Annotated in this window: 16 protein-coding genes; 12 read left to right on the forward strand and 4 right to left on the reverse strand. The window is 38.7% G+C overall.

The features are described 5' to 3' along the window. The first annotated feature begins 179 nt into the window (after positions 1-179). The 5 genes from tsaE to CHI06_RS27570 all read left to right on the forward strand — a co-directional run bounded on the left by tsaE (position 180) and on the right by CHI06_RS27570 (position 3,585). Complete coding sequence (gene tsaE / locus CHI06_RS27550; RefSeq protein ID WP_095251832.1) at positions 180-653, forward strand: tRNA (adenosine(37)-N6)-threonylcarbamoyltransferase complex ATPase subunit type 1 TsaE; 474 nt, start codon at positions 180-182, stop codon at positions 651-653. Further along, positions 634-1,332 (forward strand): tRNA (adenosine(37)-N6)-threonylcarbamoyltransferase complex dimerization subunit type 1 TsaB, encoded by a 699-nt coding sequence (gene tsaB / locus CHI06_RS27555; protein WP_095251833.1) that lies wholly within the window; start codon positions 634-636, stop codon positions 1,330-1,332. Before tsaE ends, tsaB begins: the two co-directional genes overlap by 20 nt. 20 nt (positions 1,333-1,352) lie before the next feature. Beyond that, on the forward strand, positions 1,353-1,802 hold the full coding sequence (gene rimI, locus CHI06_RS27560; RefSeq protein ID WP_095251834.1) for a ribosomal protein S18-alanine N-acetyltransferase: 450 nt from the start codon (positions 1,353-1,355) through the stop codon (positions 1,800-1,802). Next, on the forward strand, positions 1,799-2,821 hold the full coding sequence (tsaD, locus tag CHI06_RS27565; RefSeq protein ID WP_095251835.1) for a tRNA (adenosine(37)-N6)-threonylcarbamoyltransferase complex transferase subunit TsaD: 1,023 nt from the start codon (positions 1,799-1,801) through the stop codon (positions 2,819-2,821). Before rimI ends, tsaD begins: the two co-directional genes overlap by 4 nt. Before the next feature lie 329 nt (positions 2,822-3,150). Beyond that, positions 3,151-3,585: a Gmad2 immunoglobulin-like domain-containing protein gene (locus tag CHI06_RS27570; protein ID WP_095251836.1), complete on the forward strand. Its 435-nt coding sequence runs from the start codon at positions 3,151-3,153 to the stop codon at positions 3,583-3,585. A 43-nt stretch (positions 3,586-3,628) separates the two neighbouring features. On the opposite strand, the gene CHI06_RS27575 is transcribed toward CHI06_RS27570, so the two are convergent. Next, the gene (locus CHI06_RS27575) at positions 3,629-5,548 is read right to left on the reverse strand and encodes an ABC-F family ATP-binding cassette domain-containing protein (protein WP_095251837.1); all 1,920 of its coding nucleotides are present in this window, start codon (positions 5,546-5,548) and stop codon (positions 3,629-3,631) included. A 186-nt stretch (positions 5,549-5,734) separates the two neighbouring features. Here CHI06_RS27575 and moaC point away from each other — a divergent pair, with 186 nt between their 5' ends. From moaC to CHI06_RS27600, 5 genes are all read left to right on the forward strand, one after another. Beyond that, positions 5,735-6,232, forward strand: a complete 498-nt coding sequence (gene moaC / locus CHI06_RS27580) for a cyclic pyranopterin monophosphate synthase MoaC (RefSeq protein WP_095251838.1) — start codon at positions 5,735-5,737, stop codon at positions 6,230-6,232. A 32-nt stretch (positions 6,233-6,264) separates the two neighbouring features. Beyond that, entirely contained in the window at positions 6,265-6,921 is a 657-nt protein-coding gene (locus CHI06_RS27585) for a redox-sensing transcriptional repressor Rex (RefSeq protein WP_095251839.1), read from the forward strand. 122 nt (positions 6,922-7,043) lie between these two features. Further along, on the forward strand, positions 7,044-7,667 hold the full coding sequence (locus CHI06_RS27590) for a YhbD family protein (RefSeq protein WP_095251840.1): 624 nt from the start codon (positions 7,044-7,046) through the stop codon (positions 7,665-7,667). 12 nt (positions 7,668-7,679) lie between these two features. Beyond that, positions 7,680-8,399, forward strand: coding sequence for a polymer-forming cytoskeletal protein (locus CHI06_RS27595; protein WP_095251841.1), 720 nt, complete (start codon positions 7,680-7,682; stop codon positions 8,397-8,399). Positions 8,400-8,417: 18 nt separating this feature from the next. Next, positions 8,418-9,128, forward strand: coding sequence for a cytoplasmic protein (locus CHI06_RS27600; protein WP_095251842.1), 711 nt, complete (start codon positions 8,418-8,420; stop codon positions 9,126-9,128). A 45-nt stretch (positions 9,129-9,173) separates the two neighbouring features. Here CHI06_RS27600 and CHI06_RS27605 read toward each other — a convergent pair whose 3' ends face one another. Both CHI06_RS27605 and CHI06_RS27610 read right to left on the reverse strand, forming a co-directional pair. Continuing rightward, positions 9,174-9,374, reverse strand: coding sequence for a YdiK family protein (locus CHI06_RS27605; protein WP_095251843.1), 201 nt, complete (start codon positions 9,372-9,374; stop codon positions 9,174-9,176). Beyond that, positions 9,371-10,093: a CPBP family intramembrane glutamic endopeptidase gene (locus tag CHI06_RS27610; protein WP_095251844.1), complete on the reverse strand. Its 723-nt coding sequence runs from the start codon at positions 10,091-10,093 to the stop codon at positions 9,371-9,373. Before CHI06_RS27610 ends, CHI06_RS27605 begins: the two co-directional genes overlap by 4 nt. 280 nt (positions 10,094-10,373) lie before the next feature. Between CHI06_RS27610 and groES the strand changes: the two genes are divergently transcribed. Then, positions 10,374-10,661, forward strand: coding sequence for a co-chaperone GroES (gene groES, locus CHI06_RS27615; protein ID WP_095251845.1), 288 nt, complete (start codon positions 10,374-10,376; stop codon positions 10,659-10,661). A 40-nt stretch (positions 10,662-10,701) separates the two neighbouring features. Beyond that, on the forward strand, positions 10,702-12,333 hold the full coding sequence (gene groL, locus CHI06_RS27620; RefSeq protein WP_095251846.1) for a chaperonin GroEL: 1,632 nt from the start codon (positions 10,702-10,704) through the stop codon (positions 12,331-12,333). Positions 12,334-12,431: 98 nt separating this feature from the next. Here groL and CHI06_RS27625 read toward each other — a convergent pair. After that, a partial coding sequence (locus CHI06_RS27625; RefSeq protein ID WP_142301037.1) for a tyrosine-type recombinase/integrase occupies positions 12,432-13,306 on the reverse strand: 875 nt, incomplete at its 5' end.

Here is a 13,306-nt window from a genome sequence, read left to right on the forward strand (position 1 = left end):
ATATTTTTAAAAACACGAAACGATGTTTCGTATTTTTTTTGCATTTTTGCTTAAATGGCGGAAATTAGGTAAAATACATAGTGAATGGACATCCTTAGGAGCTATCCTAAGGTTTTTTTTTACAAAAATAAGGTAGAATGAAGATAGCGGCATGCTATTGTTTCGTTAAAGGTGATTATATGAATCAGTATGAAAAAAATACAATAGATCCTAGTGAAACTTTTCAGCTTGCATCTAAACTTGCAGCGTTATTAAAGCCTGGAGATGTGATTTGCCTAGAGGGAGATTTAGGTGCGGGTAAAACGACCTTCACGAAAGGATTAGCTAAAGGATTAGATATAAAAAAAACCGTAAACAGTCCGACCTTTACCATAATAAAAGAGTATAAAGGCAGATTGCCTTTGTATCATATGGATGTATACCGGGTTGCAGATGCCTATGAGGATTTAGGCTTTGATGAATATTTTGAAGGCGATGGAGTCACCGTTGTAGAATGGGCTCATTTAATTGAAGAACAATTGCCAGTTGAATTGTTAACCATCTATTTGTATCACGAGGGTCCTGAAAAAAGAAAAATTGTGTTTGTTCCAAAAGGAAAGAGATATGAGCAATTATGTAAGGAGATATTTCTAAATGACCATTCTAGCGATTGATACTTCTAATTATCCATTAGGGGTTGCGCTTATTGAAGATAATCAGGTACTTGGCGAATATATTACCAACTTAAAGAAGAATCATTCAGTTCGCATTATGCCCGCCATTCAAACGTTAATGAAGGATTGTGAAAGAGTCCCAGCACAGTTAACAAAAATAGTGGTTGCGAAGGGTCCAGGCTCTTATACAGGAGTTCGCATTGGCGTTACAATAGCCAAAACAATGGCTTGGTCGTTAAAGATTCCCTTAGTCGGAATTTCTAGTCTTGAAATTATTGCAGCAGGGGCAGGAAGATACTTTGATGGTTATATCTCGCCTCTTTTTGATGCTAGAAGAGGACAAGTCTACACAGGGCTTTATGAATACCAAAGCGGGGAACTAACGGCAGTTAAAGACGACCGCTTGGTCATGTCAGCGGATTGGGCTGAATCATTAAAGGAGTTAAAGAAACCCATTTTATTTGTTGGCAACGATTTACCCCTTCATCAAGCTGTGATAAAAGATACCCTGAACTCTCAAGCAGTATTTGCTGCGATTACGGAGCATAATCCTCGCCCTTCGGAGCTCGCCTTATTAGGTGAAAATAAACTGGGAGAGGACATTCATTCCTTTGTTCCTAATTATATCCGTTTAGCTGAGGCAGAAGCGAAGTGGTTAGAGGCAAATGGGAAATTTTAAAAGGATAGGAATAGAGAAATATGGTAGATTCTTATGTTTTTCGTCATATGAAGGAAGAGGATATCGATCAAATTTTAGAGGTTGAACATGCCTCTTTTGCTACACCCTGGAGCAGAGAAGCTTTTTATAATGAAATCTATAATAATAAATTTGCGGTTTATATTGTCTTGGAAGAAGACCAAAAGATAATTGGTTATGTTGGTGCATGGGTTGTCATTGATGAAGCCCATGTAACGAATGTGGCCATACTTCCTGAATATAGAGGCAGAAAGCTAGGGGAAGCATTGCTTCGTAAAATGATGACACTTGCTAAGGAGATGGGAGCGAGAAGCATGACTCTTGAAGTTCGTGTGACGAACCAGGTAGCACAATCTCTTTACCGTAAGTTAGGATTCCAAAATGGCGGCATTCGGAAAAATTATTATTCAGATAATCAAGAAGATGCTCTAGTGATGTGGGTGAATATATGATAAAAGATCAGTGGATTATGGGTATTGAAACTAGCTGTGATGAAACAGCTGTTTCCATTATAAAAAATGGCAGAGAAATTGCGGCCAATGTAGTTGCCTCACAAATTGAAAGCCATAAGCGTTTTGGCGGAGTGGTTCCTGAAATTGCTTCTCGTCATCATGTTGAACAAATTACGATTATCATTGAAGAAGCTTTAAAGGAAGCAAATCTTACATTTTCAGAGTTGGATGCAATTGCCGTAACGGAGGGCCCTGGATTAGTAGGTGCCCTGTTGATCGGTGTAAATGCTGCAAAAGCATTAGCATTTGCACATAACATTCCACTCGTTCCTGTTCATCATATTGCTGGACATATTTATGCAAACCGGCTTGTGACAGAGTTAAGTTTTCCTCTCCTCTCCTTGGTGGTATCCGGAGGTCATACGGAGTTAGTCTACATGAAAGAACAGGGACATTTTGAAGTCATTGGTGAAACAAGGGATGACGCTGCTGGTGAGGCTTATGATAAGGTTGCGAGGACCTTGAAACTGCCATATCCCGGTGGCCCGCATATTGACAGGCTGGCTCAAGAGGGCAGTGATACGCTTAATTTGCCTAGAGCCTGGCTAGAAGAAGGGTCCTATGATTTTAGCTTTAGCGGGTTAAAATCAGCGGTTATTAATACCGTTCATAATGCCGAACAACGGGGTGAAATCATCACACCAGAGGATCTTGCAGCAAGCTTTCAGGAAAGTGTAATCGAAGTATTGGTGAAAAAGACAGTAAAAGCAACCGAGGAATATAAGGTTAAGCAAGTGCTGCTGGCTGGCGGCGTTGCTGCGAATAAAGGTCTTAGAAAGGCACTTGAAAAGGCCTTTTCAGACAAAGCAGATATTGATTTAGTCATACCGCCTTTAAACTTATGTACAGATAATGCTGCGATGATTGCTGCAGCAGGGAGTATTATGTTCGAAAAAGGAATTCGAGCCGATCTTACATTAAATGCAAATCCAGGATTAGATATAGAATTATACAATTAGAGTCCTTCTGAATAAGAAGGGCTTTTTTGTGGATAACTTTTTTTGAAAAAGTGTGAGTTGCATGAATAATGTGGGTAAGTTACCTGTTTTATGTGGACAATGTGGATAAGTAGAGCTTTTTCTGTGGATAATGTGGAAAAGTGGGAATAAGGTTGCAGTACTAAGTTTTAATATGTGCATAAAGTTGTGGAAAAGGTATCTTAGGGGAGAAATTTAAGAGTTTTTAACGAATTTTGTCGATTATTAAGTGAAAATGTAGAGTTGCCTCCATAGGGGAATTTTTAATTTCGGCGAATATAGTAGATAAAAAGTAGAAGAGGGGGATATGGATGAAAAAGAAGTTCTTATTAGGGATTCTCATGGTCCTATTTTTCGGATTAACGGCTTGCAGCTTAGATATTAATTTATCAACAGACGATAAGAAACCAGAAGTGATTGATGATGGAAATGATCAAGAACAGGTAGCCAATAAACAGTACCAAAATGAAGTCTTTAAAGAAGTTACAGTTTCAAAATCGGATGGTGAGGCACTCGTGAAGGGAAAGGCCAGGGTGTTTGAAGGTGTTTTTCAATATGCAGTAATCTCTGGAACGGAGATATTACAAGAAAATCATTATCAAACAGACGGTGCGCCTGCATGGGGAAGCTTTGAAATAACGATCGACAAGGAACTTTTGACAAAAGAAGAAGTTACGATCGAGCTATTTGTTTATTCCGCAAAGGACGGTTCTAAAACAGACATACTAACCATACCAATAAAATAGTAAAAAGGGGCTTGGATATTGGTTATCCAAGCCCCTATTGTATTTATTCTGCCAGTTCGGCCCATTCTTCCATTAGCTGTTCGAGTTCAGTCTTTGCTTTTTCACTTTTTAAATTGATTTCAAGAACCTTCTCGTGGTCCTGAAATATTTCAGGCTCACATAGCTTTTCCTCGTACTCTTGGATAAGTGCCTCCAGTTCTTCAATACGTAATTCAATTTCTTCTAATTTTCGCTTTCGCTGCCGCTCAAGCTTTTTACCTTCTTTATCCTGTTGGTAGGTATTTCTTTCTTGTGCTTCACTTTGAGTTTGTTTCCTTGTGGTGCTTGCAATTTCTAAAGCCTTTAGCTCCGCTTCCTCAAGCTTTTTCTCTAAATAATAGTCATAGTCACCGAGAAACTCAGAACTGCCGTACGCGCTAAGCTCCAGTACCTTTGTCGCAATTCTGTTAATAAAGTAGCGATCGTGTGATACAAAAATAATCGTACCTGGGTAGTCGACTAAGGCATTCTCGAGAACTTCTTTACTATCTAGGTCAAGATGGTTAGTAGGCTCGTCCAATATTAGGACATTTGCTTTTTCGAGCATTAATTTGGCCAGTGCAAGTCTTGCCTTTTCACCGCCGCTTAATGTAGAAACAATTTTTAATACATCATCACCGGAAAACAGGAAGTTCCCTAAGACAGTTCGTATTTCCTTCTCGCTTTTTAACGGCCATTCATCCCATAGCTCATTTAGAACCCGCTTATTGGAGGTTAGTTCAGCCTGCTCCTGGTCGTAGTATCCAATTGCTAGATTTGCACCATATTGAATCGTACCGGCTAAGGAAGGAAGTTTTTTTATTATCGTTTTTAGTAGAGTAGACTTACCAATTCCATTTGGACCAACTAAGGCAATACTTTCACCACGGTAGGCACGAAAGGAGATCTTCTCCGATACTTTTTGTCCTTCATATCCGACTGCGAGGTTATCTACAAAAAGAACATCATTTCCCGTTTGTTTCTCTATTTCAAAAGAGAAGGTGGCAGACTTCTCGTCTCCTAATGGCCGGTCCATTAAGTCCATTTTCTCCAATTTTTTACGCCGGCTTTGAGCTCGCTTGGTCGTCGATGCACGCGCTAGGTTACGCTGGATAAAATCTTGAAGATCCGCTACTTCCTGCTGCTGCTTTTCGTATACCTTTAAATCACGCTCATAATTAGCCGCTTTTTGATCAAGATAAGAGCTATAGTTTCCGATGAATTTTTGAATTTGCCTTCGTGACATTTCATAAACCTGTGTGACGACTTTATCCAAAAAGTAACGGTCATGGGATACGATTAAAATGGCGCCATCATAGCCTTGCAAGTATTGCTCCAGCCATGTAAGTGTATCGATATCAAGATGGTTTGTAGGCTCATCCAATATTAAAATATCGGGCTTTGTTAAAAGGAGTTTCCCTAAAGCTAGACGCGTCTTCTGACCACCGCTTAAGCTGGATATCATCAAAGAGTTATTATGAAAGTTTAAACCGTGGAGGATAGAGCGAATATCCGCTTCATACTGATACCCTCCCTGTTCTTTAAATCTCACTTGCAGTTCATCATATTCTTTTAAAATTCGATCGTAGCGGGTACCATCCTCCATAGCGGCAGGATCCGACATCGAAACCTCTAGCTGTCGAAGTGTTTTTTCCATACTTCTAAGTGATTCAAAAACCGTTAACATTTCATCCCAAATCGACAAATTTGACTCTAATCCGGTATTCTGAGCTAAATAACCAATGCTTACGCCCTTTGGTTTAATAATTTCTCCGCCATCATGGGACAGATGCCCGGCAATTATTTTCAATAATGTCGATTTTCCTGCACCGTTTCGCCCCACAAGTGCCACACGGTCCCGTGTTTGTAATTCTAGTTTTATATTCGATAAAATTAGGTCTGCACCATAGTATTTTGCTAGTTGATTTACTTGTAATAAAATCATTGTTTTCACCTCAATTACTAAAATAAGTGTACCTTATTCCAACAAAGTCAGCAATAAAGTGTCTTGGTGTTGGAGAAAATAAGAGAATATCTCTTAAGAAAAAAATGTAAATATTTTATCATTCGCTCAAGGTTTCACAGACAAATTGTGAAAAATATAGTATGATTTTCTGGGAGGCTACTGTTTATGTCTGATTTTACTCATTTTAACGAAGAAGGAAGAGCTAAAATGGTGGATGTTAGCGATAAGCCAGAAACGGCCCGTACGGCACTTGCTCATTCCAGTATTACGGTTAGTCAAGAAATATATGAAAAAATAACAAATAATGATATGAAAAAAGGCGATGTTCTTGCTGTGGCTCAAGTGGCTGCGGTAATGGGGGCAAAGAAGACCTGGGATTTGATCCCTATGTGCCACCCAATTCCTTTAACTAGGGTAAATATATCCTTCTCATGGGAAAAAGAACATGATACCGCATATACATTAAATATTGCAGCTGCTGTCAAAACAAAAGGAAATACAGGTGTTGAAATGGAAGCGTTAACAGCTGCTTCCACATGTGCCTTAACTGTTTATGACATGTGCAAGGCAGTGGATAAGGGTATGGTTATAGGAAAAACATATCTGGTTGAAAAAACCGGCGGAAAAAACGGAGATTTCCATAGGACCGAACAAGTTAAATAATTGATCAAACTATTTATAGGGGGTGGGAGAATATGAGTAATGAAACGATGAAAATACCACAAGCGACAGCAAAACGGCTTCCCTTATATTATCGATTTTTAAAGAATCTGCATTCTTCCGGTAAACAGAGGGTATCTTCTGCAGAGTTAAGTGAGGCTGTGAAGGTGGATTCGGCAACCATTCGCCGGGATTTTTCATATTTTGGAGCCTTAGGGAAAAAGGGATATGGCTATAATGTCAATTATTTATTAACTTTCTTTCGGAAAACCTTAGACCAGGATGAATTAACAAAAGTAGCGTTAATTGGTGTAGGTAATCTTGGTACAGCCTTTTTAAATTATAATTTTTTAAAAAATAATAATACAAAAATTGAATGTGCCTTTGATGTGGATCCGGATAAGATGGGAACAACGATTCGTGATGTACCAGTGTTTCATATGGATGAGCTCGAGAAGGTTTTAAGCAATGATGATATTCATGTAGCCATTCTGACTGTACCTGCTCCCGTGGCACAAATGATTACCGATAGACTTGTAAATTCTCATATTAAGGCAATCCTGAATTTTACTCCTGCCAGATTGAATGTGCCGCCATCCATTCGCGTTCATCATATTGACTTGGCTGTTGAACTACAATCACTTATTTACTTTTTGAAGCACTACCCAACAGAGGAGACAACAGAAGAATAAGAGTAAAGACCTTTTCACATATATAGTGAGAAGGTCTTTTTTTGTCGAATAAAAATAAAGAAGGAAACTTTACGAGTGTAACAGTGTTATGTTACACTCTTTCTATGAAAGGGGTTTTCATGATGAGTGAGGAGTTAATTTCAAAGAAGGATTTGTTAGATTTAGCCGGAATATCTTATGGACAGTTATATAGATGGAAACGAAAAGACCTTATACCTGAGGATTGGTTTATCAGAAAATCAACATTTACGGGTCAAGAGACATTTTTTCCAAAAGGTAAGATTTTAGAACGAATTAATAAAATTCAACAAATGAAAGAAAACCTTTCATTAGATGAATTAGCTGATATGTTTTCACCGAATATAGCCGATTTACAGCTGGAAAAGGATGAATTAGTTAAGCGTAACATTGTTTCAAATACAGTACTTGATTATTATTTAGAAATAGAAAAGGGCGGACCTACGTTTAATTTTTCACGAATCCTTGAAGTGTATGTTTTAGAAAAGCTGCTTCAGTCAGGAGAAATTAATTTGGATGAAGGGAAAATGCTGTTACAGGTTTTACTAGACAATAAGTCATTGATTAGGCAAAAGAACGCTGAATTGGTGTTCACCCGGAAATTAGGTGTTTCATCTTGTCTTTTACTAATTAATACTGAGAACTTCCATTTTGAACGGAGCACGAAAATAGTCGTCCAGCTATCGCTAATGGCATGCATGGAGGAAATAAAATCAAAATTATTATAAAGGAGAATCAAAATGGAGACGAAAAAAAGGGGAGACTTGCTTATAAATGGCTTTGGATCTTCAAATGGCGGATCGTTCAATTCGGTAAGTATTAATGGTAAAGGAACGGTTACTGGTGATGTGGAATGCTCGGATTTGGATGTTAATGGTTCAGGTTCTATAACTGGGAACGTTGTTGTGAATCATCATGCGCAGTTTAATGGACACGGAAAGATTAAAGGCAATATGGAGAGTCAGTTTCTAACGGTTGATGGGACGGCGGGAGTTACAGGAAACCTGATGGTAAAGAAGCTGAAGGTATCAGGCAAAGCGAATGTCGGAGGGAAAATTAAAGGGGATGAAATAAAGATTAAAGGCAGGTTAACTGTGGGAGAAGATTGTGAAGCGGAAACGTTTAAGGCAGAATCACAATTTACGATCGGCGGCTTGTTAAATGCTGATTTAATTGACATCACTATTTTTGCAGATTGTAATGCAAAAGAGATAGGCGGTCAAACCATCCTAATAAAGCAAAAAAACTCACTCCTGGGCTTCCTTAAACCTTTTGTACGTAATCAATTGAAATCGGAATGTATTGAAGGAGATAAAATTGAAATTGAAAACACCATAGCAGGAATTGTCCGTGGGAATCATGTCGTAATCGGGGCTAATTGCGAAATTGAAGTAGTTGAATATTCGGGTGAATTTACAATGGATAAGAATTCGATAGTGAAAGACATCAGAAAGATATAAGTGAAGGGTGGAAGGGAAATGGAAAAGGGGCAAAACCTAACGATTAACGGGTCAGGAAATTACTCCGGGGGCCAATACGACAAAATTAGTATTAGGGGAGATGCCACGATAGTTTCTGATGTAGAATGTTCTGTTTTCAATATCTATGGAACGAGTGAAGCGTTGGAAAATGTTAAAACAAAGTCTGTAAAGGTCTTTGGTGAGGCAGAAGTTAAGGGGAATTTGGAGTCAGAGGAAATGCTGATTATGGGGACTATGACAGTCGGTGGCAGGGCGGCTTTGAAGAAAATGAAAATACTCGGAACTCTTGACGTTGGTGAAAGCTTAACAGGAGATGAAGCAAATATTAAAGGAACGATATCTGCAGGCGGTGACGTTGAATACGAAACCTTTGATTCATCAGGCGGCTTTGAAATTAAAGGTCTGCTTAATGCAGATAAAATTAATATTTCGTTACGGTTTGGGCAGAGTTTTGCAGGTGAAATTGGCGGCGGGTTAATCACGGTTAAGAAGAAGAGTAACACCCTACTGCCATTTGGAAAAGATACGGGGATGCTTACTGCCAAGGTTATTGAAGGGGATATCGTTTACTTAGAAAATACAAAGGCAGATATCGTTCGAGGCAAAACAGTGAAAATTGGGGCAGGCTGTCAAATTGGAACTGTTGAATATTCAGCCGAACTGACACAGGATAAAAATTCAACGATAAAAACAAAGACAAAGCTTTAAGAAAAAGGTCCTATCACATTAGTGAAAGGACCTTTTTGCTTACGCTTATTTTTTAATTTGTTTCTTATATCTATTGTAAAAGAATATCATTCTTAAACCAGATCCGAAGTCAAAGGTGGCAAGGATAACGAGCAGGTAGCTGAAAAACCCCCAGCCGTTTAGTGTGACATCTTCGATTGCAAAATAGGTAAATAAGCAACCAAGCACAATATAAATAATTCCGGATAACATGGGTGAACGTTTCATAAAAAGCCTCCGATAAAGTTTTGAATTGTTTCTGCCTTACGCATTAATTCAGTAATCTCATCTTTATAAACCGACTGCATGACGACAACTAATGTATTCATCGTAACATGGGCAAAAATCGGTACAAGGATATGTTTTGTTTTTACATAGAGAAATGCAAAAGTGAAGCCCATAGCTGAATAAAGCAGAATATGATGCGGCTCCATATGAGCTAAGGCAAAAATGACCGAGCTGATTAGAGCGGATAAAAAAAAGTTAAAACGTTTATGAAGAGTACCGAAAATAATCTTCCGAAAGACAATCTCCTCTAATATGGGTCCAATTACAGAGCTGACTAAAATGGCGAGCGGAAAGGACTCAATAATAGCAAGAATTTGCTGGGTGTTTTCTGATCCCATTTCAACACCAATAAGCCGTTCAATATTAGCAGCGAGGGATTGGGCAAATAAGGCTAGGAAGACACCAATTACTGCCCAGACAGCAGAATAGCTAAAGGAACTGCTTCTTTCATTCAGCGTAGGTTTCTTCATTTCTGCTCGTAATATGAAAAGAATAATCACTAGTGCAAGGGTAAAGCTGAAAATTAACCAGTAGGGGACAACTAGACCTCGATCCATCCCTAAGTATCCAAATAGAAACATCAGCCCAGGAATTCCAATAAGGCTCGATAACTGCATTGCTATATAGACAATTAATACTATCCAATATTCCCTTTTCAAATTTTATATCTCCTTTTGAGAAGCCTTCTTGTTATTTTAACCTATAGTTCATTCTACTAATAATGGGAGGGTTGTTTCAATTTTAATGTTTATTTTAAAAAAAGAAGTATATTCCTGGGTGTAAATCACATACTTGTAAAGTTGTAAAAAATAATAAAAAATATGGCTTCATACTTGCAAATTTTTTTTGCATTGATTATTATAATAATTGTGTTAGCACTCATGTTAAGAGAGTGCTAATAAGTCAGAATTACATATCTATTTGAGGAGGTTGTTTGATTTGTTAAGACCACTAGGTGATCGTATTGTCATTGAGCTTGTTGAATCAGAAGAAAAAACTGCAAGCGGTATCGTTTTACCGGACTCTGCTAAGGAAAAGCCTCAAGAAGGAAGAGTAGTTGCCGTAGGTACTGGTCGTGTGCTTGAAAGTGGCGAACGCGTTGCTCTTGAAGTTTCTGTAGGCGATCGTATTATCTTCTCAAAATACTCTGGAACAGAAGTTAAGTTTGAAGGAAATGAATATTTAATTTTACGTGAAAACGATATCCTTGCTGTTGTAGGCAAGTAATTAAAAGATAGTTTAGAAAATACGAGGAGGTTTTTTGAACATGGCTAAAGAAATTAAATTTAGTGAAGATGCACGCCGCGCAATGCTACGTGGAGTTGATGCCTTGGCAGATACAGTAAAAGTAACTCTTGGACCTAAAGGACGTAACGTGGTTCTTGAGAAAAAGTTTGGTTCACCACTTATTACTAATGACGGTGTAACAATCGCGAAAGAAATCGAATTAGAAGATGCATTTGAAAATATGGGTGCAAAACTAGTTGCTGAAGTTGCAAGCAAAACAAACGATGTTGCTGGTGACGGTACTACAACTGCAACAGTTCTTGCTCAAGCGATGATTCGTGAAGGCTTAAAGAACGTAACAGCTGGTGCTAACCCAATGGGTATCCGTAAAGGGATTGAAAAGGCAGTTACAGTTGCTGTTGAAGGATTAAAAGCTATTTCTAAACCAATCGAAGGCAAAGAGTCTATCGCACAAGTTGCTGCTATTTCTTCTGATGATAAAGAAGTAGGTCAATTAATTGCTGAAGCGATGGAGCGCGTTGGTAACGACGGCGTCATCACGATCGAAGAGTCAAAAGGCTTCACAACTGAACTAGATGTTGTTGAAGGTATGCAATTTGACCGCGGATATACATCTGCATACATGGTAACAAACACAGACAAAATGGAAGCTGTTTTAGAAAATCCATATGTCTTAATCACAGACAAAAAGATCTCAAGCATCCAAGAAATCCTTCCTGTGCTTGAGCAAGTTGTTCAACAAGGCAAGCCACTATTATTGATTGCTGAAGATATCGAAGGTGAAGCACTTTCTACTTTAGTATTGAACAAACTTCGTGGAACATTCAATGCAGTTGCTGTTAAAGCTCCTGGCTTTGGCGACCGTCGTAAAGCAATGCTTGAAGATATCGCTGCATTAACTGGCGGTGAAGTGATTACTGAAGAGCTTGGCCGTGAACTTAAAACTACAACAATCACATCCTTAGGACGTGCTTCTAAGATTGTTGTAACAAAAGAAAACACAACTATCGTTGAGGGTGCAGGAGATACTGCTGCAATCGCTTCACGTGTAAATCAAATCCGTGTTCAATTAGAAGAAACTACTTCTGAATTTGACCGTGAAAAATTACAAGAGCGCTTAGCGAAATTAGCTGGCGGTGTAGCAGTAATCAAAGTTGGTGCTGCGACTGAAACTGAATTAAAAGAGCGCAAGCTTCGTATTGAAGACGCTTTGAACGCAACTCGTGCTGCAGTTGAAGAAGGTATCGTATCCGGTGGTGGTGTTGCCCTTCTTAACGTATACAACAAAGTTGCTGAAATTCAAGCAGAAGGCGATGTAGCTACTGGTATTAACATCGTATTACGTGCGATCGAAGAGCCTGTACGTACAATCGCTCACAATGCTGGTCTTGAAGGATCTGTAATTGTTGACCGCTTAAAGCGCGAAGCCGTTGGAACAGGCTTCAACGCAGCTACTGGTGAGTGGGTAAACATGATCGACGCTGGTATCGTTGACCCAACTAAAGTAACTCGTTCTGCATTACAAAACGCTGCATCCGTAGCGGCTATGTTCTTAACAACTGAAGCAGTTGTTGCTGACAAGCCAGAACCAGCTGGTCAAGGCGGCATGCCTGACATGAGCGGCATGGGTGGAATGGGCGGCATGATGTAATTAGGGTTTATACCCCCTTTTATATCAACGTTTCAAGTGATTAGCGAACAATCTTGTCCGAGGGTTTGTCCGCATTAATTGACAAAAGAAAACCAAAGTTAATGGAGAAGGCCTTTCATCAGTTTACTGAACTGTTGGGAGGTCTTTTCTTTCGTGCTTTGGGTAACATGAGTATAAATAACAGTTGTTGTCTTTGGATCCGTATGGCCAAGGCGTTCCATTACTTCTTTGATAGTTGCTCCTGCCTCAAACATTAAAGAAGCATGAGTATGTCTGAAGGAGTGTGGAGTAATATTTTTTTGAATTCCTGCCTTATTTAGCAAACGGTGAAGCCTGGTTTCAAAAACTTTTCTTAATTGTGGGTGCCCATCATCCCGAGCAAAAATAAATCCGTTGTCTTGGTATATAGGCTTGTTTTTGAGTTTTGTTTCTTTTTGCTTTATCTCGTGTTTTTTTAGCATTTTTACAAGCATTTCATCGATCTCAATAGTTCGTCTTGATCCAGTTGTTTTTGGGGTGAGCAGTTGATACTTTTCAAAATTATTAGTGGGATTGTAAATTGTTTTGGTTATGCGCAAAGTCCCTTGTTTAGCGTTAAAATCAGTCCATTTTAGGGCTAATAATTCACCTATTCTTAAACCAGTGTAGGAAAGTACAGTGAAAACTATATGATCCATTTCAAGCCCATCTGATTGGGCTAATTTAAGGAAATGAGCAAGCTCTTCTTTTTCTAAAAAGTTAATGTCCTCCTCTTCCTTCTCTAATTCCTCTACAGTTTGTTGTTTTTTAGGCAGTTTATAATCTTCAGTAGGATTAATTTTTATTAAACCTTGAGTCTTTGCTTTCTTAAAAATCATTCTTCCGCAGGCATGTATACCGTCCATATAGTTGTGGCTATACTTCTCGTTTAACTCTAGGATCCTCTCCTCGTACATTTTCTTAGTAATGCGGCTGATAGGAAAAGGACCCCAAA

This window comes from Bacillus sp. 7884-1, from assembly GCF_002272245.1.
Taxonomy (GTDB): Bacteria; Bacillota; Bacilli; order Bacillales; family Cytobacillaceae; genus Neobacillus.

Coding starts and splice junctions, on each gene's coding strand:
- tsaE (WP_095251832.1), top strand. CDS start 180: ATGAATCAGTATGAAAAAAATACAATAGATCCTAGTGAAACTTTTCAG.
- tsaB (WP_095251833.1), top strand. CDS start 634: ATGACCATTCTAGCGATTGATACTTCTAATTATCCATTAGGGGTTGCG.
- rimI (WP_095251834.1), top strand. CDS start 1,353: ATGGTAGATTCTTATGTTTTTCGTCATATGAAGGAAGAGGATATCGAT.
- tsaD (WP_095251835.1), top strand. CDS start 1,799: ATGATAAAAGATCAGTGGATTATGGGTATTGAAACTAGCTGTGATGAA.
- CHI06_RS27570 (WP_095251836.1), top strand. CDS start 3,151: ATGAAAAAGAAGTTCTTATTAGGGATTCTCATGGTCCTATTTTTCGGA.
- CHI06_RS27575 (WP_095251837.1), bottom strand. CDS start 5,548: ATGATTTTATTACAAGTAAATCAACTAGCAAAATACTATGGTGCAGAC.
- moaC (WP_095251838.1), top strand. CDS start 5,735: ATGTCTGATTTTACTCATTTTAACGAAGAAGGAAGAGCTAAAATGGTG.
- CHI06_RS27585 (WP_095251839.1), top strand. CDS start 6,265: ATGAGTAATGAAACGATGAAAATACCACAAGCGACAGCAAAACGGCTT.
- CHI06_RS27590 (WP_095251840.1), top strand. CDS start 7,044: ATGAGTGAGGAGTTAATTTCAAAGAAGGATTTGTTAGATTTAGCCGGA.
- CHI06_RS27595 (WP_095251841.1), top strand. CDS start 7,680: ATGGAGACGAAAAAAAGGGGAGACTTGCTTATAAATGGCTTTGGATCT.
- CHI06_RS27600 (WP_095251842.1), top strand. CDS start 8,418: ATGGAAAAGGGGCAAAACCTAACGATTAACGGGTCAGGAAATTACTCC.
- CHI06_RS27605 (WP_095251843.1), bottom strand. CDS start 9,374: ATGAAACGTTCACCCATGTTATCCGGAATTATTTATATTGTGCTTGGT.
- groL (WP_095251846.1), top strand. CDS start 10,702: ATGGCTAAAGAAATTAAATTTAGTGAAGATGCACGCCGCGCAATGCTA.